The 16,762-nt window shown below is 66.3% G+C and carries 17 protein-coding genes; 9 read left to right on the forward strand and 8 right to left on the reverse strand.

The annotated features are described in order from the left end of the window. Positions 1–54 precede the first annotated feature (54 nt). The gene (locus ACIA76_RS24480; RefSeq protein ID WP_397154413.1) at positions 55–2,313 is read left to right on the forward strand and encodes an ATP-dependent DNA ligase; all 2,259 of its coding nucleotides are present in this window, start codon (positions 55–57) and stop codon (positions 2,311–2,313) included. On the opposite strand, the gene ACIA76_RS24485 is transcribed toward ACIA76_RS24480, so the two are convergent. Then, on the reverse strand, positions 2,310–2,978 hold the full coding sequence (locus tag ACIA76_RS24485; protein ID WP_397154415.1) for a cysteine hydrolase family protein: 669 nt from the start codon (positions 2,976–2,978) through the stop codon (positions 2,310–2,312). The genes ACIA76_RS24480 and ACIA76_RS24485 overlap by 4 nt on opposite strands. Before the next feature lie 327 nt (positions 2,979–3,305). Here ACIA76_RS24485 and ACIA76_RS24490 point away from each other — a divergent pair, with 327 nt between their 5' ends. After that, the gene (locus ACIA76_RS24490; RefSeq protein ID WP_397154417.1) at positions 3,306–4,520 is read left to right on the forward strand and encodes a lipase family protein; all 1,215 of its coding nucleotides are present in this window, start codon (positions 3,306–3,308) and stop codon (positions 4,518–4,520) included. 24 nt (positions 4,521–4,544) lie between these two features. On the opposite strand, the gene ACIA76_RS24495 is transcribed toward ACIA76_RS24490, so the two are convergent. The 3 genes from ACIA76_RS24495 to ACIA76_RS24505 all read right to left on the reverse strand — a co-directional run bounded on the left by ACIA76_RS24495 (position 4,545) and on the right by ACIA76_RS24505 (position 8,242). Then, complete coding sequence (locus ACIA76_RS24495) at positions 4,545–5,195, reverse strand: ammonium transporter (protein WP_397154419.1); 651 nt, start codon at positions 5,193–5,195, stop codon at positions 4,545–4,547. A gap of 222 nt (positions 5,196–5,417) precedes the next feature. After that, positions 5,418–6,155: a CbiQ family ECF transporter T component gene (locus ACIA76_RS24500; RefSeq protein ID WP_397154421.1), complete on the reverse strand. Its 738-nt coding sequence runs from the start codon at positions 6,153–6,155 to the stop codon at positions 5,418–5,420. Then, entirely contained in the window at positions 6,152–8,242 is a 2,091-nt protein-coding gene (locus tag ACIA76_RS24505) for an ATP-binding cassette domain-containing protein (RefSeq protein WP_397154423.1), read from the reverse strand. Before ACIA76_RS24505 ends, ACIA76_RS24500 begins: the two co-directional genes overlap by 4 nt. Positions 8,243–8,327: 85 nt before the next feature. Between ACIA76_RS24505 and ACIA76_RS24510 the strand changes: the two genes are divergently transcribed. Further along, positions 8,328–9,404: an AraC family transcriptional regulator gene (locus tag ACIA76_RS24510; RefSeq protein WP_397154425.1), complete on the forward strand. Its 1,077-nt coding sequence runs from the start codon at positions 8,328–8,330 to the stop codon at positions 9,402–9,404. Between the two features lie 159 nt (positions 9,405–9,563). On the opposite strand, the gene ACIA76_RS24515 is transcribed toward ACIA76_RS24510, so the two are convergent. From ACIA76_RS24515 to ACIA76_RS24530, 4 genes are all read right to left on the reverse strand, one after another. Beyond that, a complete protein-coding gene (locus ACIA76_RS24515; protein ID WP_397154427.1) occupies positions 9,564–10,157 on the reverse strand; it encodes a hypothetical protein in 594 nt (197 codons plus the stop codon). Between the two features lie 198 nt (positions 10,158–10,355). Next, positions 10,356–11,135 carry a metallophosphoesterase gene (locus ACIA76_RS24520; RefSeq protein WP_397154429.1) on the reverse strand — a complete coding sequence of 260 codons (780 nt, stop codon included), beginning with the start codon at positions 11,133–11,135 and terminating at the stop codon, positions 10,356–10,358. A gap of 137 nt (positions 11,136–11,272) precedes the next feature. Continuing rightward, on the reverse strand, positions 11,273–11,593 hold the full coding sequence (locus ACIA76_RS24525; protein ID WP_397154431.1) for a hypothetical protein: 321 nt from the start codon (positions 11,591–11,593) through the stop codon (positions 11,273–11,275). Further along, positions 11,590–12,039 (reverse strand): hypothetical protein, encoded by a 450-nt coding sequence (locus ACIA76_RS24530; RefSeq protein WP_397154433.1) that lies wholly within the window; start codon positions 12,037–12,039, stop codon positions 11,590–11,592. The genes ACIA76_RS24525 and ACIA76_RS24530 overlap by 4 nt, the downstream gene beginning before the upstream one ends. Positions 12,040–12,331: 292 nt before the next feature. Here ACIA76_RS24530 and ACIA76_RS24535 point away from each other — a divergent pair, with 292 nt between their 5' ends. From ACIA76_RS24535 to ACIA76_RS24560, 6 genes are all read left to right on the forward strand, one after another. Next, entirely contained in the window at positions 12,332–13,177 is an 846-nt protein-coding gene (locus tag ACIA76_RS24535) for a helix-turn-helix domain-containing protein (protein ID WP_397154435.1), read from the forward strand. After that, a complete protein-coding gene (locus tag ACIA76_RS24540) occupies positions 13,174–13,374 on the forward strand; it encodes a DUF397 domain-containing protein (protein ID WP_397154437.1) in 201 nt (66 codons plus the stop codon). Before ACIA76_RS24535 ends, ACIA76_RS24540 begins: the two co-directional genes overlap by 4 nt. Positions 13,375–13,496: 122 nt before the next feature. Beyond that, entirely contained in the window at positions 13,497–13,874 is a 378-nt protein-coding gene (locus ACIA76_RS24545) for a hypothetical protein (protein ID WP_397154439.1), read from the forward strand. Continuing rightward, positions 13,861–14,496 carry a DUF3558 domain-containing protein gene (locus ACIA76_RS24550; protein WP_397154441.1) on the forward strand — a complete coding sequence of 212 codons (636 nt, stop codon included), beginning with the start codon at positions 13,861–13,863 and terminating at the stop codon, positions 14,494–14,496. The genes ACIA76_RS24545 and ACIA76_RS24550 overlap by 14 nt, the downstream gene beginning before the upstream one ends. Positions 14,497–14,672: 176 nt before the next feature. Beyond that, the gene (locus ACIA76_RS24555; protein WP_397154443.1) at positions 14,673–15,845 is read left to right on the forward strand and encodes a WXG100 family type VII secretion target; all 1,173 of its coding nucleotides are present in this window, start codon (positions 14,673–14,675) and stop codon (positions 15,843–15,845) included. 9 nt (positions 15,846–15,854) lie between these two features. Continuing rightward, positions 15,855–16,565, forward strand: a complete 711-nt coding sequence (locus tag ACIA76_RS24560; protein WP_397154445.1) for an ESX secretion-associated protein EspG — start codon at positions 15,855–15,857, stop codon at positions 16,563–16,565. Positions 16,566–16,762 lie beyond the last annotated feature (197 nt).

The raw sequence follows: 16,762 nt of genomic DNA on the forward strand, positions 1-16,762 counted from the left end.
CCGTTCGCCTCGCGAGCGGCCTGTCTTGTCGGTGCCGCCCTCTAAACTTCGAATATGGTGTCCCACCGGGATTTCGGGGGTGTCGAGGTTGAGCTGAACAACCTCGACAAGGTGCTGTATCCAGCGACAGGCACCACAAAGGGCGAGGTCATCGACTACTTCACCACCATCGCGCCCGCGCTGCTGCCGCATATCGCCGGTCGGGCGGTCACCCGCAAACGCTGGCCCAACGGGGTCGACGAGCCGTCGTTCTTCGAGAAGAATCTCGCCGCGCACGCGCCCAGCTGGATCCACCGGCAGCAGGTCGAACATTCCGATCGCCGGGTGGTCTATCCGCTCATCGACTCGGTGGCCGGGCTGGCCTGGCTGGGGCAGCAGGCCGCGCTGGAAATCCATGTGCCGCAATGGCGTTTCGCCGACGACGAGCGGGGCCCGGTCACCCGGCTGGTCTTCGATCTGGATCCGGGCCCCGAGACGGGCCTGGCCGAATGCGCGCAGGTGGCGCTGTGGATCCGCGAGACGGTCGCCGATATGGGCCTGCGGGCCTATCCGGTGACCAGCGGTAGCAAGGGCATCCATGTCTATGTGCCGCTGGACCGGGAGCTCAGCCCGGGCGGCGCGTCCACCGTCGCCAAACAACTCGCGACCGGACTCGAACGCCTGCATCCCGAGCTGGTCACCGCGACCATGGCCAAATCGGCCCGCCCCGGCAAGATCTTCCTGGACTGGAGCCAGAACAATCCGTCCAAGACCACCATCGCGCCGTATTCACTGCGCGGCCGCACTCATCCGACGGTCGCCGCGCCGCGCACCTGGGCCGAGATCGAGCGCCGTAAACGCCTGCGGCACTTGACCTTCGACGAGGTACTGGCCCGCTGGCACGAGCGCGGCGATCTGCTCGACGGACTGGATTCGCCACTGGGACAACAGGTGTCCGATCCGCTGCACACCTATCGCTCGATGCGTGATCCGGCCCGCACACCCGAGCCGGTCCCGTCCGAGCCGCCGGGCGAGAGCACGGGCAATCGGTTCGTCATCCAGGAACATCATGCGCGGCGGCTACATTGGGATCTGCGGCTGGAGCGCGGCGGAGTCCTGGTGTCCTGGGCCGTGCCCAAGGGCCCGCCCACCGCCAGCGACCAGAACCGGCTGGCCGTGCACACCGAGGACCATCCGCTCGAGTATCTGGACTTCCACGGCGCCATCCCCCGGGGCGAATACGGCGCGGGGGAGATGACGGTCTGGGACAGCGGCACCTACGACACCGAGAAGTGGCGCGAGGACGAGGTCATCGTCCGGCTGCACGGCACCCGCCTCGACGGCCGCTATGCCCTCATCCAGACCAACGGCAATCAGTGGCTCATGCATCTGATGAAGCCCGCGCCCACGGCGGACAACGGCGAGAATGCGGGCCGTAAGGCCGGGCCGGTCGAGCTGCCGCGCGGGCTGACCCCGATGCTGGCCACGCCCGGCGACGTATCGAATCTCGACGGCGACGAATGGGCGTTCGAGACCAAATGGGACGGCTTCCGGCTGATCGCCGAGATCGACGACGGCGCGGTCACGCTGCGCAGCCGCAAGGGCCTGATCGTCACCGGCCGCTATCCCCGCCTGGCCGCGCTCGGCCGCGAATTGGCCGGGCACAGCGTGGTTCTCGACGGTGAGGCCGTGGTGTTCGACGACCATGGCATCGCCAATCTCGGTCTGTTGCAGGCGGATGCGGCACAGGCCGGATTCGTCGCCTTCGACGTGCTGTACCTGGACGGGACATCGCTACTGCGCAAACGCTATTCGGATCGCCGAAGGGTGCTCGAGGCGCTGGCCGGACGCGCGCCGTCGCTGGTGGTGCCGCCGCGCCTGGACGGTCCGGGCGCGAATGCGCTGCGGTACAGCCAGGAACACGGTATGGAGGGCGTGATCGCCAAGCGCAGGGATTCGGTATACCTGCCGGGCAAACGCGGCCACTCCTGGGTCAAGACCCGCAACTGGCGCACCCAGCAGGTCGTGGTCGGCGGCTATCGACGCAGCGGCGCACGGCAATTCGCCTCACTGCTGGTCGGCGTCCCGCACGAGGGACGGCTCTACTACGTCGGCCGCGTCGGCACCGGATTCAGCGAGCAGGAGATGGCCGAACTGGCCACCCGGCTACACCGCCTGGAACGCAAGACCATCCCGTTCGACAACGACCTCACCCCCGACGAACGCAAGGACGCGGTCTGGGTAACCCCCACCCTCACAGGCACCGTCCGCTACATGAACTGGACCGAATCCGGCCGCCTGTGGCACCCGGCCTGGATCCCGGCCTCGGATTAGGGCCTCTCCAACAGCGGCACAATGTTTTCCACATCGGTACGCACCACATTCCCCTGGAAATCGAAGTCGTCCAACGCCCGGGCCATGGCCGCCTTGTCCTTACCGCCGCACGCATCCTCGACAACCACCGGAATGAACCCCAGATCGGTGGAGTGCGCGACGGTCGGCGCGATACCGATCTCCAGCGCTACCCCCGCAATCGCATAGGAAACGATCCCGAGATCGCGCAACGTCGAAGCCAATGGCGTCCCCTCGAACGCCGACATGCTCGTCTTGTCGAAAACGATCTCATCCGGCCCGGGCCGCAACTGCGGAATCAGCTGGAAACCGGAACTGTCCCGCTGCAGAATCGGTGTCACCGCCTCCACCGAATCGACGCCCTGCCAGGCCATCGCCATCCGCAGCGCGAACCGACCGCTGAGCCGCTTGGGCAGAAACATATGCCGCAGGAAGATAACCGGATATCCGCCACGCCGCGCGGCCTCGACCAGCCGCACCACCCGCCCGACGGTCTCATCGCCGTCGTCGAGCTGCGACAGCACGCCGACCTGCATGTCGTAGACGATCACCGCCATCCGGTCCGGCGAACAGAGATCGCCGAGACCCTCCGGAATGTCGAGCCCGTTACCGTGGCGCATACCGCCTCCGTTCGCCGCAGTGGTCATCGCCAATCTACCTGTAGGCGGTGATATTTCGCGGAGATGACGACGCCGGGAGTTCGGTTACGGAAGGGGAGCAATCTTCGCAATCGTGCGAAATCCCGTTGGCGGTCGTTGACCTGCCCGTTTCGCGGAGATACCGTGATTTCCCGATGGTGGGATGCGGTCGGTTGGGCCGGCGCATGAGGTGCCTGCGCGTCGGTGGGAACGGACGTGGGAGGCGCGATGAGATCCGGGCATCCTCTATTGGCGTATCTGAGGAGTCGTTGGCGCGCAGCTATTTTCGATCAACTATCGGGTGAGCGGGGTCGTCGTGTGCGGGTCGGTGCGGTGATGGCGGTGCGGCGAGCGTGGTCGGCCGCGCTGGTGGGCACGGCGGTGGCGCTGCTGACCACGCTGTCGATACCCGTTGCCCGGGCCGATATTCCGTTCCCCGACGACGATCCCTTCTACGCGGCGCCCGCGGATCTGGCATCCCATCCCAATGGCGCGGTGCTCGGCTCGCGCTCGATCGCGTTGTTCGGCCTGCCGATTCCGGTCTCGGCATGGCAGGTGCGGTATCGCACAACCGATTCCAGGGGACATGCCGCCGCAGACGTGGCGACCGTACTGGTTTCGCCGGTGCCGTTCGCGGGCCCGCGCCCGCTGCTGTCCTATCAGATTCCCGAGGACAGCCTCGGCACCCGCTGCGCCCCGTCCTACGCGCTGGGCGGCGGGCGCGACAGCGGCGTGATCAACACCATGATCGATGTGCCGTTCCTGACCGATACGCTCAGCCGTGGATGGGCCGTCGTGGTCAGCGATTACGAGGGTCCGAACTCACGCTTCTTCGACGGCGTGAACGCCGGGCACGGCGTGCTGGACGGCATCCGCGCCGCGCGCTCCTTCGGCCCGGCTGGCATCACTCCGGCGAGTCCCGTTGGGGCATACGGCTATTCAGGCGCGGCCTTCGCCACGCTGTGGGCCGCGCAACTGCGCCCCAGCTATGCGCCGGATGTGGTCTTCGCCGGAATCACCGCGGGCGGCATACCGGCCGATATCCCCGCGCTCGCCCAGCGAGTCGACGGCGGACCGCAGGCGGGCCTGGCCATGCTGATTCTGCTCACCTTCGCCCGCAACGAACCCGAAACGGGCCTCGCCGATCTGCTCAACGATCGCGGCCGCGCCGCGCTGGCGGAGAACGCCTCCGCCTGCGGATCGGATCTGGTGCCCAAGTACATCGGCGCACACGTCGACGACTTCGCCAACGTGCCGAATGTGTTGGCAAGCCCGGCCTTTCGTGCCGCGACAGGCGCCAACGAACTCGGCGCGATCACCCCGGATTCGCCGCTGTACCTCTATCACAGCATCACCGACGACGTGATTCCCGTGCGCGGCTTCTCGCAGCTCGTCGATCGCTATTGCGCGGGCGGCGCCACACTCACCGCCATCCATTCGCCGTTCCCGACCCATAACGGCGGCGCGGCCGGTGAATTCCTGGGCGGCATGAACTATCTGTCCGACCGCTTCGCGGGGATCCCGCCCGCGCCCGGCTGTCGGGTGAATTGAGCCGGGCGCGGGCGAGTCGTGCGCTCAGCGCCCGGTGGTATCCATCCACTTGGTGGTACCCGGCGGCGCGACGAGCGTATTGATCAGGTCGATACCGGCGATGATCAGCGTCGGGCCGCCCACGACCAGCGTGCCGACGATGCCGCCGATCGCGGCGCCGGTCACGATGGCGGCCAGATCGAGCGGTCCGCCCGCGAGGCCGATGACGGCCCCGGCCACCGCGCCGACCGCGGTGCCGATGAATCCGCCGATCGCGGTGCCGATGCCGAACTGGGTGGCGAACGCGTCCATCGCGCGCTGATTCTCGGCCGGTGAGGCCACCGGGGTCGCCGTCGGCGCCGGGCGGGCCGCGGCCGCATTCTTGACAACGGTCAGATCCAGGACGCGGCCGGAGTCGCGAACCTGTTGGCCGAGAGGATATTCCAGGCCATCCTGCCGGAACGACAGCGGCAGGATCACCAGCGTGTTGCCGGTGGTGTCCTTGACCGCCACGGTCTGCTGATCGTCGGCCACTTGGAAGAACCCACCGTCCAGGGTGGTCTCGACGACATTGCCCACCAACTTGGCTTCATAGCGCACCTCGGGCGCACCTGCATCCGCATGGACCGTACCCGCCCCGAGGGTCACGGCCACGACCGCCGGGACCACGGCGGCAGTGAGCTTGTGCAGATTCATTCCGGTATTCCAATCTTCATCAGGTGTCCGGCGAACGATCGAACCGCCGCGAGAGAACGCGCGCAGAAAGGACTCGGATAACCCCCGTAATACGTCTCACCACCCCGATGCGCGCGCGGCCGCGCTGCGGCCTACTCTCGATGTAACCGTACCTTCACTGCGGGCGTCCAGACCATGAAATTCCGGTTATCACAGCGTGTTTCGCGGACCGAGCAGTTTGCCCTACCGAATCAAAGCGATTGCGACCGAACCCGCGCAGACGACGAACACCACCGCGAGCGCGGCCACGTCCCGGCGTCCGGGCGCGCTCGGAGTGGCGGTGAGTTGTCCGATGCCGCCGCGCGCGGTGATCGCCTCGCCCAATTCCCCCGCGCGACGGGTGGATACGGCCATGGCCGCGGTGAGGATATCGACCAGCGGATTATCGGTGGCGCGCTGCAGCAGACCGCTCTTGGGCCGCAGTCGCCGCGCGGCGCGCAACAGCCGCATCTCCTCCAGCAGCAGCGGCAGTCCGCGCAGCGTCAGCGCCACCACCACGGCCCATTCGTCCACCGGAATCCGCAGGCGGCGCAGCGGCGCGCCCAATGTGGCCAGGGCGGGGGCGATCTCGCCCATGGGCGTGGTCCAGGCGATCAGGAACGAGACCGTCAACAGGATCAGCCCGAACAGAGTGACCTGCGCGAAGCGCACCAGCGCGACGCCACCACCGGGGATGGTCAACAGCGCGCCCACACCCATCAGCGCCCAGAACCACCACGGCAACCGCGGCAGCGTGCCCAGCGGCAGCCGGGCCGCCACGATGACCGCGATCAGGAAGGCCACCATCACACCCAGCACCGGCCACGCGGGCAGGAACATCAGCACCACACTCACGGCGAAGGCGGCGATCATCTTGGTCCCCGCCCACAGCCGGTGCACCGGACTGTCGACCGGGACCTGGCGCAGCAGCACCATACTCATCGCGAATCTCCCGTCGCGTACCGAATCGGATCATGGGCGAGCGGCGCGGCGGCCGCGGCGAGCGGATCGACGAGGCGTCCGGACCGCAAGTGCACCGTCCGATCGCACACACCCGCCAGATCATCGACATCATGCGAGATGATGATCAGCGTCAGGCCCGAATCGCGAAGTCGCGCAAGCAGTTCCACCATCTCGGCGCGGCCCTGCGGATCGAGCCCGGCCAGCGGTTCATCCAGCACCACCACCTGCGGCCGGCTCGCGACGATGGCCGCCAGCACCACCCGCTTGGCCTGTCCGCCGGACAGCTCCTCGATCGAGCGCGACGCGAAGGAGCGATCCAGACCGACCGCGTCCAGCGCGCGCCCGACCGCGCCCGAACCGGTCCCGTGCTCACCCCAGTCCTGGATCTCCTCGCCCACGGTCTCGCGCTGCAGCTGCAGGCGGGAATGCTGGAAGGCCAACGCCACCCCGCCGATTCGCCGGTGCACCGGCCGCGCGGCGGCGGAATCGCGCAGTTCGCAGCGGCCCGCGGTGGGCACGATCAGCCCGGCCATGATCCACGCCAGGGTGGACTTGCCCGATCCGTTACCGCCGACGATGAGCAGCGCCTCGCCGCGGCGGACCGTCAGATCCACGCCGTGCAGGGCGGGCGCGGCCCACGGGGTGCGACGGTTGTAGGTGTGGCGGACCTCGCGCAGCTCCAGCACCGCATCACCCATCGGCCGCCGGCGCGGATCCCGCACGGGGCGTGGCCAACTGGGCAGTCGGTCCACCGCCCGGCCCTCGGCCAGATGCACCACGCGGTCGGCCGCCGCGGCATCGGCCTCATGATGGGTGACCAGCACGACCGCCATCGGATGCCGTCTCGGCAGATCGGCCAGCAACGCGACGAGTTCGCGGCGGCCGTCCGGATCGATCATCGAGGTGGCCTCGTCGGCGATGAGCAGCGCGGGGCGGCGGGCCAGCGCGGCGGCGACGGCCAGGCGCTGCTGCTGCCCGCCGGACAGCGTCGCGGTCTCCGCGCGCCCCAATTCGCCCAGGCCGACCTCGCGCAGCAGCGCGCCCACATCGACCTGTGCGGCGAGTTCCGGCGGCAGACCCCAGACCACATCGTCGGCGACCAGCACGCCGAGGGTCTGACTCTCCGGGCGCTGCAACACCAATGCGGTCCCGCCGAGCAGGCCGAGCCCCGCCGAACCGGGCCGCTCGACCGTGCCGCCGGTCGGCGGCAGTCCGGCCAGCACCCGGGTCAGCGTCGACTTGCCGGATCCGTTGTGGCCGACGATCGCGACGAATTCGCCGACCCGCACCGTGAGATCGATATCGCGCAGCGCCTCGGCGCGGGCGCCCGGATAGCGAAAACCGACCTGCCGCAGGGTGACCGGAAGCGGTTCGATCGGTCGATCGTCGCGCGGCGCGTCGAGCCGATCCCGGCCTGGCAGCCAGGTCAACCGGTCCAGCACCGAGCCGAGGAAGTACCAGGACAGCAGCGCGGTGACGATGACCCCGACGAATGCGCCGCCGCCGATATACAGCCACCACCAGCGCAGTGCCAGATCGGCGATGTGGATCACGGCCCGGCCGATCGATTCCAGCTGCGGCTGCCGCTCGAGGATCTTCGCGACGCCGTTCGCGGTGTTGCGCACGTTGTCGAACAGCAGCCGGCGCGTCTCCCCGAACACCAGCAGCAGGCCGATCGGAATGGCTCCCCACACCACGCCCGCGGCGATCGACAGGCCGAGGACCGTGGGCAGGCCGCCGCCGCGACGCTTGACCGTGCCGATGATGCCGCCGATCGTCGCCGCGGCCAGCAGCGCCCCGGCCGGGAGCAGTCCGGCGGCGACGAAGGTGACCAGCATCGCGGCCGCGGTCGCGGCGACCGTCGCGCGCAGTCGGTAGCGATGTGCCAGCAGACCGAGTGGCACGGCCGCGATGAGATTGAGCCCCGCCGCGGCCGGGACCACCGAACCGAGCGTCACCAGACCGATGGTCACACCGCCCAGCACCGCCCCGGTGGCGAGCTCGATCGGTCGCAACGGGCCATGGCTGGGCGAGGCAACGTCGCCGACGTCGGATGGAGCGGTCACGAAATCAAGTCTGCCAGCTCGATCCCGCCGCGGGTTCCGGCCCGGGCAATGCCGGAGAATCGGCATTTCCGGCCATAATCGGAGGATGGCGACCGTACAGCAGCCGGTGATCCGGAACTGGGACTTCCCGCGTGGCGTGGCGAGTGCGGCCCTCATGGTCGGCTACGCGCGCGAGCACGGCGTCCCGACCGCGCGCATGCTGCGCGGCACCGGACTGACCGAACGCGCGCTCGCCGATCCCGACGCCCAGATCGACGCGCACACCGAATTGGCGGTGATCCGCAATCTGGTTCGCGCGCTCGCCGCCGAGCGACCGGCGCTGGGCATGGAGGTCGGCCGCCGCTACCGCATCACCACCTTCGGCATCTTCGGCTTCGCCTGCGTCTCCAGTCCCACACTGGGCGAGGCGATTTCGCTCGCCATGCGCTATCTGGAACTGAGCTTCACCTTCTGCATCCCGGTGACTCGTTGGGAGCCCGGCGAATTCACCGCATGGATCCACGACGAGCAGGTGCCGCCCGATGTGCGCCGCTTTCTCGTCGAGCGCGACGTGCTGGCCATGCATCAGGTGATGAGCGATCTGCTCGGGCGGCCGCTGCGGCTGAAGCGAGCCGAATTCGACTTCGCCGAACCGGAATACGCCGATCGACTCGCCGAGATCATCGGGGTGCGGCCGAATTTCGGGGGACCGTACAACCTGTTCGCTCTCGACCCGGAGATGCTGACCAAGCCGCTACCCCAGGCCAACGAGCACACGTGGGCCATGTGTCTGGCTCAGTGCCGCGATCTGGTGCACCGCCGCCGCGCCCGCACCGGTATCGCCGCCGAGGTGCGCGAGCGCCTGGTCCCGCGCGGCGGAGTCGACGGCTATGCCGCACCGCCCGGAATCGACTTCGTCGCAAAGGATCTCAACATGAGCACGCGCACCCTGCGCCGCCATCTGGATTCGGCCGGTACCAGCTACCGCGCGCTGCTGGACGAGGTGCGCCGAGCGCTGGCGGAGGAAATGCTCACCGCCACACCACTTTCGGTGAGCGATGTCGCAATTCGGCTGGGCTATGCCGAGGCGTCGACGTTCATCTACGCGTTCAAACGCTGGACGGGGACGACGCCCTCGGCTTACCGGAGGGAGGTTCCGGCGAAAAGCGCGCCGGGAACGTAGGGGGACTCGGATGCAGTGTGTGTTTATCAGCATAGTCACGGTCAAGGGAAAACACTTTGACCGACCAACCACTGCTGTCATGGTTGGGGCCACTCCAGAGCACGTTCGAGTGGTCTCGGCATTGGGCTATCGCTCGGGACGTCCGAGGTCGACCTGGGTTCAGAGGTCTTCGTCGTCGTCTTTATTGTGCTTCCTGATTACTGTCAGATACATCTCCATTTTCTTGTCATAGAGTGCGCGAATCGACTCGTCGTCTTCGTAGCCTTTCTTCATCTTCTTGCCGTACTTCTCCTCATAGCTCCTGAGTTCCGCCAGGTATGTTCGACGGTATTCATCTACGTTGCACAGCGCCCACTGTGCGATGCGAAGCTCATCTGCCAGATTTTGCTTACCCGGTATCTTTATTCCTACTATGCCTAAGGCGTCGCGTCGGGCGGCTCGATAGGGATCATACGCGCCGAAATCCAGCGGACTCAGCTTGTATGCCTCGTAAAGCGCGGCCACCTCATCGTCTGTCATATCTTCCTGCGATTTCTTCAGTTTGTTCCCTCGGGGGTCTTTGATGCTGCAGATGAAATTCGCAATCCTCGACCACGACCCATCGTTCTTGGCCGCTTGCTCCTGCTGCAACTGCTCGGCGTTCCCGGTCGGATCCGCATGCGCCACGGGGAGCGATGAACCCAGCCCGCCGAGTGTCACCCCGATCGCGAGGGTCGCCATTGAAAGAACACGTTTAGCCATCGTGAATGCCATCGAATGTCCTCCTTGTAGTACCGCCCGCAGCATCGAATCACTATGGAGCAGTAGAGGATTCGACCGCGCGAAGATGGTGGGGATGGGTGTCGTGCAACCAGCGAGCCGTCATGTGGCCGGATGAATCGGCCGACGTACTCCAAGTATTCGGTACTGCACGGTGTTCGGATCGGTCACAGTTCTGGCGCTGCTGCCGATCTATTCGGGCTGTACGCCGATCCAGCCGCCCATGGGCACCGCGCGCAGGATCGAGGTGAGGCGGCGGTCGTCGATGGTGTGCAGGATCAGTGCCGGATTGGGTGCGTAATCGATCGGGACCTGGCCCGGTGCGCCGACCTCCCAGATGCCGCCGATCTGCGAGGCGATGCTCGGTGCGACGATCAGCTGGCGTCCGCCGAACAGCGTGGCGCCCATGGAATGCATATGGCCGGTCAGCACGCCGATGATGCGGTCGTCGGCGGCCACGATCCGTTCCAGCCGATCCGGATTGGCCAGCCGGATCGGATCGACGACCGTGCTGTACATCGGCAGCGGCGGATGATGCATGGTCACCAGAACCGAAGTGTCGGCAGGGGTTTCGCGCAGCAGATCGGTCAGCCAGGTGTAGGTCTGTTCGGCCAGTTCGCCGCCGCCCTCGCCGGGGATGGTCGAATCCAGCAGTGCCACGGTCAGCCCGTCCAGCCGCAGTGCCCGGTTGATCGGCGCGTAGGAGGCCGGCTCGCCCAGCAGCACTTCGCGCAGGTTGCCACGGTCGTCGTGATTGCCCGGCAGCACCCACAGCGGCACATCGGCCCGCAGCGCGGCGCGGGCCTGCTCGTACTCCTCGACCTTGCCGGAGTCGGCGATATCCCCGGTCACGAGGATGGCGTCGGGTCGTCGGGGTAGCTCGGCCAGATATCCCATGACCCGCTCGACGCGCTCGGTATTGTGCGCGCGCAGGTCGAAGTGGGTGTCGCTGAGCTGTGCCAGCAGGATCATCGGCGTCTGCTTTCTCGTGGGAACGCCTCGTTGCGCCCGAAATGCCCGAGGGCACAGTCCCAGGTTAAATGACCGCTAGCCATGGCGTCTGCATGAGGATCGCCACCGAATATAGCCAACAGGTATGGGTATGCCCGTCATCCCGCGCCCTCGGCCCACGCGGAGAATTCCGCCTCGATGGCCTCCCATAGCGGCGACCATTCGGCGGGCAGATGCCGCCGCAGGTAATCGAGCGACGGCTCGTGTTCGCAGGGAAAGGCGATCATGCCGCGCGGCAGCCCCGCACTCGGTGTCGGCTGCGCCCACAGCACCCCCGGCACCACCGACCAGCTGTTGCGGATGCGCTGGACCCTGATGGAGTCCGGGGAATCGGCGGTCCCCGTCCACACCGCCCAGCGCCCCGCGGAGATCTCGGTCTGGAACAGTCGGCGCGTGCCGTTCCCCGCGGAGATGATCATCGCCCCGCCTCCACGACGTAGTCCAGCGCCGCGAGCACGGTCTCCATGGCCGGGCGAAACATGTCCCGAGGCTTGAGGATCCAGCGCATCCGCCGCGCGGCCTCATCGTCCGGTCCGGGCAGCAATACGGTCGCCCCGCACGGGACGAGGTGCGCGTTGATCGCGTGCAGCCGAGCGGCCAGCATCATGTCGCCATCCAGCCGATGCGGACGTGTGAGCAGAGTCCAGCGATCGTTATCGTGCCCGATCACCGGCCCCGGAGTATTCGCGGCGACCAAATGCTCATGCACGCCCTCGCCCAGCGGCATCGGCAGCGTGATGGCGCCGATATCCCAGGTGCGCAGGATGATTCGCCCCGAATTGGCGTGCGGACCGCAGGGGAGTCCGCAGATCGTCCGGTAATAGCGGACTCGTTCGGTGATGCCGTCGGGTGCTTCGGCGGTCATTCGGAACACCTCCCTGTGGGCAGGTTCGAATTCACGCAGCGGGCTGCGTGTTGTCTTGGTGTACAAGCGATTTGAAATGGCTATAGCGCGGTCGGTGATGCTTGTGATGGCCGTCTTGGCGGGTGTATGTTCCAGCTCACACCTAATGGGTGGATTCCGCAATCGTTGCCCGGAAATCTCTTCGCTTCGAAAAAACGATGCACTCCAACGATTTCCGACGTATTCGCTGATCAGAACAAGGGGGCCAGCCATGCCAGCACAGCCAGCCGTACCTTCGGTTCCTCGTCGTCAGGTGGCGAACATCCTGGCCAGACTGCATCAGGATTCGGGGTTGTACATCAAGGACGTTGCGGAGCAGGTGAACCTGCACCACACGACCGTGTCGAAGATGCTCAAAGGGCAACCTTGCAAGTTGAAACCGATCTATATAGACAAGCTGTGCGATATCTACCGGGCTGCGGCGGATGTCAGGGCGAACCTGCAAACGCTTGCGGCAGAGGCAGAGTTGGCGCGTGGCTGGTGGTACGACTTCGGCGATGTCGTGTCGGCCAACAAGCTGGATGTCTACATCACTCTGGAAGGTGCGGCGACCTCTCTCACGATGTATCAAGGGGCTCGCATCCCGGGATTGCTGCAAACGGCGGACTATGCTCGCGCGCTGCTCAGTACGAGTCCCAATCTGACTCCCGAAGAGGTTGAGCGCCACGTCGAGATGCGCATGCGTCGGCAAGCCGCCGTTCTAACCGAATCCAAGCCGAAGTTGGACGTGATTCTCGACGAGAACGTCATCCGTCGCCTGCTCGACGACCCCCGTCTTGCCGAGGGCCAGATTCGTCGAATACTCGAAGTATCTGCCTTGCCCAACGTCCGAATCCGCCTCGTACCCTTCGGATCCGGGATATATCGCGGTACCGAGAGCGGGTCCTTCATCATCCTTGAATTCGCCGGGGCCTCAGACCTCAGACCGGCACCTCCGGTCGCATACGTCGATGCCGGAGCGGGTAGCGCTCTTTACTTTGAGTCACGTGACCAAGTTCAGCGGTATCGTCGATCTTGGGCCGACATCGAGCGGTCCGCGTTGAGCGACACCAAGACTCGGGCGTATCTGTCCAAGATCATGAAGGAGTTGCCTCGGTGAATACTTCGGATACCGAGTGGTTCAAGAGCAGCTACAGCAGCCAAGGTACGGAGTGTGTCGAAGTCGCCTTCCTCGAACGCGGGATGGTCGGGGTGCGTGACAGCAAGGATCCCGCTTGTCCGGCGCTGATCTTCGCTCCGAGCGAGTGGGACGCGTTCGCCGCTGGTCTGAGGGACGACAGGCTCGGCCGCGCATAGATCACCCTCGCTAGCCTCCTTCGTTCTAGATTGCCGCGATGTGGCAATCTAGAACGTTGGAACCACCCGCGGACTCGATGCGTCTAAACGCATAGGCGGGGCGACCAGCAGGGAGGGCAGCGATGGCACAGGGGCGTGAGGCGGCAGCCGAGCTGGGGCAGGCCGTCGCCGAGGGGCGATTCAAGCTCACCGCAGAGGCAGCTCACGAGCTGGCGGGGCACTACCAGTGGCTTGTGGACATGCTGGTCGAACGACAGCATGAGCTTTCGTACCTATACAGAATCGACGGATTTGGCGGGTTCGAGTCGGCCCAGCATCTGCAACAGGGCTTCGAGGGTAAGGCCGTGCAGGCATTCCATGTATTGAGGGCCGCCGAAGAATCAGCCTATCGAATGAAGGCTGCGGTGCTCCAGGCCGCTGGACTGACTCAGGAAGTCGAGGCCGCTAACGCTGCAGCGATCACCGCCGCGAAGAGGGAGAGTCCTAATGCAAAGACTTAGTGTGGGAACTCGTTTCGCTGCGGCAGGTGCGGCGGCCCTCACTCTGGCCGCCTGTGGCTCTGGTAGCGACTCGCCGCCCAATTCGTCGGCGACTGATGCTGCCTCAACAACCACCACCACTACGTCGTCTGCTCGACCGACGTTGACGGATCCCAAGTTGCAACCGCCATCGCAAGACAACCAGTACACGAGAGGAAGCGGCAGGCCGAAGGTCGTCTTCGACCCGTGTACCTGGATACCCGATGACGCCCTAGCCAAGCTCGGATATGACCCGTCCACTCGGAAACGTATGCCAGATGTCGTTGCCGAGTACACCTTCTTCGGCTGCCAGGTCACAAACCCAGACGGTGCGCTTCAGCTCGTTTCCGGAAACATCTCTCTGGAAGAAGACAAGCAGAAGTTCGCCGGACGAACTCAGGACGTCACCATCAACGGCCGAGAGACGGTCATCGTCAACAAGTTGACCGCAGAAGAATGTGACCTGGATATGCGCACCAAGGCCGGATACTTCGAAGTGGCGGTAATCATCGATACCCCCGGACTAGCGAAGGGCCTCAAGCCTTGCGACCACATAGTTGAGGTCGCGACCGCGCTCGAACCGTTTGTCGGCAAGGACAACTGATCATGGGCGACGACACCTCCAAGCCGAATCTGCCATCTCCGTTCAAGACGGTGTTGGATGCGCTTCAGCTACAAAACGCGGCTACCACCACGCAAGATGGGATCCATAGCGCGGATCGTTTGATCCGGACCGGGCACGATCCGGACTACATCCCGCGCGTGGAGGAGTTTATGACGATGTCGCATCAGACGATCCTCGACAACCTCAAAACCATGCTGCCCGGTGTGATGCACGGCGTCGCCCAGGAATGGCAGAAGGTCGGCGATGCCGTGATGTGGAACAGCGCTGCGTTGAGTGGCAAGGTGCAGCGGACCGTTGCACAGGGGTGGGAAGGCGCGACTGCTGACGCGATTGTTGCTGCGACCCGGCGGTTTACCGATGATCTCGCCGATGTGCACAACGTGATGCAAAGCGTGCACCTGCGGATCCAGAGCGCCGCCTACGGCGCCGAAGCGGTCAAGGCCGCGGTTCCGAAGGTGACGGCCGCGCAGGCGCAGGCGCTCATACCGGGACTGGTGCTGCCGAACGAGGCCATCGGGGCGCAGGGCGCGAACTCGGAGGCCGAGCAGGCCGCGCGGATGGCGATGGTCAATCACTACGTGCCGACGTATCAGCCTGCGGGACAACAGGTCCCGACCTTCGTCGCACCGCAGGGTCCGGGTGGTACGAGCAACGATGGTGGCGGCGGGCTGAATCCCGGTTGGTCGGGCGGTGCGGGCGGTCCCGGCGGCGATACGCCCGGCTCGAAGTCGCCCGGCGACGGCGCACAGAACAACGAGCAGCAGCAGCCCGGCACGAATCCGGCGAACCAGTCACCGGATTCGGCTGGGCAGCAAGGCAATCCGATGGGCAATGCGAGCGATCGACCGGGCGGATCGGATGCGACGCGCCCGGCGGGCTTCGATTCGACGTCGACGACACCGGCCGGATTCACCCCGGGCAGCGGCGGCGGATCGACCGGGGGCGGCTACCCGGGTGGCGGTTACGCGGGCGGCGGCTCGGGCATCCCCGGAATCGGCGGATTCGGTAGCGGCGGTGGCGGTTCGGTCGCGGGCGGCGGCCCGGGCCGCAGCATTCCCGGCGGACCGGGCGCGGTCAATCCGGCGGGTGGAGTCCTCGGCGGCGCGGGTCGCCCCGCGGCGGCGGGTGCCGCGGGTATGCCCGGTATGGCGCCGCCCGGCGGCAAGGGTAAGGGCGAGGACGATAAGGAACATAAGCGTCCGGATTGGCTTACGCACGAACGCAATACGATCGAACTGCTCGGCGAGTACGAACCCACCGTCCCGCCCGTACTCGGCGCCGACGCCCAGTCGACCGAGACCGAACCGCGCGAGAATCGGGAGAGGTAGTCGCGCGCGATGAGGTTCGAATTCACCGCCGACGAGATGATCTACGCCTTCGGCCAATTGGGCCTGGACCGCTGGCCGAACCCCCTGGACCTACGCCCCTCGGTGAACTGGCATGACGAATGGGAGGCGATCGAGCGCGACCTACGCCTGCGCTTCCCGGTCCTCGACGACCCCGACCTACTCCCGGTCCTCCGAATCATCGCCGACCCGGAAACATCCCTGATCATGATCGGCGAACGCAAGAAACCCCTCCGAGCCTGCGGTGCGATAACCGCGAACGTAGGCGTCACCATGGTCCAACGCCCCGACCCGACCCCCGAAACCTGCGGCAACGTCGTCATCGAGGTAGGCACCCCCGACCTCGTCCCCAAGGTCTTCACCGCCGTCGCGGGCAACCAGCCACCCGGCCGCAACCCCGCCATGGTCGAAACCTGGGACCGAGTAATCGAGCCCGCCCCCATAACAGGCCTGATCCACCACGCCCCCACCCAGGCCGACCGCATGCGCGACCTACTGGCCGCCCCCCGAACAGCCCACGGCCACATCGAGATCCGCGTCGATCGCCGCTCCGCCCGCCCGCACCTCCCGCGCTACATCAGCTGGTTCGACGTAACCAACGACGGCCGCTACACCTACACCCGCCGCCACGGCGACCTCCACATAGACCCCTGCACCCCCGACCACTTCCGCACCCACCTCACCCGCCTGACAACCCCCTGACCCATCCCCGCAGAGAGTCCCTGCCCTCGCGCCCCGCCTCAGACGCAGAGCCGAATAGCGACCAATCTCCCGTCGCAGAAATCGCGGCCGGGCGGCGTCTCCCGAGGAGGACCCTGCCGCGTCGAGGCCGACGAAATGATCTCGGCACATTGATCTTTCGAGCGTGCCGCATAGCCGCGTCGAACCGCGCGCCATAC

Origin of the sequence: Nocardia sp. NPDC051570 (assembly GCF_044454005.1) — a bacterium.
Lineage (GTDB): Bacteria > Actinomycetota > Actinomycetes > Mycobacteriales > Mycobacteriaceae > Nocardia.

Bases quoted from the DNA above. Each gene is read 5' to 3' on its own strand.
- ACIA76_RS24515 (WP_397154427.1), bottom strand. From the start codon at position 10,157: ATGGCATTCACGATGGCTAAACGTGTTCTTTCAATGGCGACCCTCGCG.
- ACIA76_RS24485 (WP_397154415.1), bottom strand. From the start codon at position 2,978: ATGACCACTGCGGCGAACGGAGGCGGTATGCGCCACGGTAACGGGCTC.
- ACIA76_RS24495 (WP_397154419.1), bottom strand. From the start codon at position 5,195: ATGAATCTGCACAAGCTCACTGCCGCCGTGGTCCCGGCGGTCGTGGCC.
- ACIA76_RS24560 (WP_397154445.1), top strand. From the start codon at position 15,855: ATGAGGTTCGAATTCACCGCCGACGAGATGATCTACGCCTTCGGCCAA.
- ACIA76_RS24545 (WP_397154439.1), top strand. From the start codon at position 13,497: ATGGCACAGGGGCGTGAGGCGGCAGCCGAGCTGGGGCAGGCCGTCGCC.
- ACIA76_RS24555 (WP_397154443.1), top strand. From the start codon at position 14,673: ATGTCGCATCAGACGATCCTCGACAACCTCAAAACCATGCTGCCCGGT.
- ACIA76_RS24480 (WP_397154413.1), top strand. From the start codon at position 55: ATGGTGTCCCACCGGGATTTCGGGGGTGTCGAGGTTGAGCTGAACAAC.
- ACIA76_RS24520 (WP_397154429.1), bottom strand. From the start codon at position 11,135: ATGATCCTGCTGGCACAGCTCAGCGACACCCACTTCGACCTGCGCGCG.
- ACIA76_RS24525 (WP_397154431.1), bottom strand. From the start codon at position 11,593: ATGATCATCTCCGCGGGGAACGGCACGCGCCGACTGTTCCAGACCGAG.
- ACIA76_RS24530 (WP_397154433.1), bottom strand. From the start codon at position 12,039: ATGACCGCCGAAGCACCCGACGGCATCACCGAACGAGTCCGCTATTAC.
- ACIA76_RS24550 (WP_397154441.1), top strand. From the start codon at position 13,861: ATGCAAAGACTTAGTGTGGGAACTCGTTTCGCTGCGGCAGGTGCGGCG.
- ACIA76_RS24490 (WP_397154417.1), top strand. From the start codon at position 3,306: ATGGCGGTGCGGCGAGCGTGGTCGGCCGCGCTGGTGGGCACGGCGGTG.
- ACIA76_RS24510 (WP_397154425.1), top strand. From the start codon at position 8,328: ATGGCGACCGTACAGCAGCCGGTGATCCGGAACTGGGACTTCCCGCGT.
- ACIA76_RS24500 (WP_397154421.1), bottom strand. From the start codon at position 6,155: ATGAGTATGGTGCTGCTGCGCCAGGTCCCGGTCGACAGTCCGGTGCAC.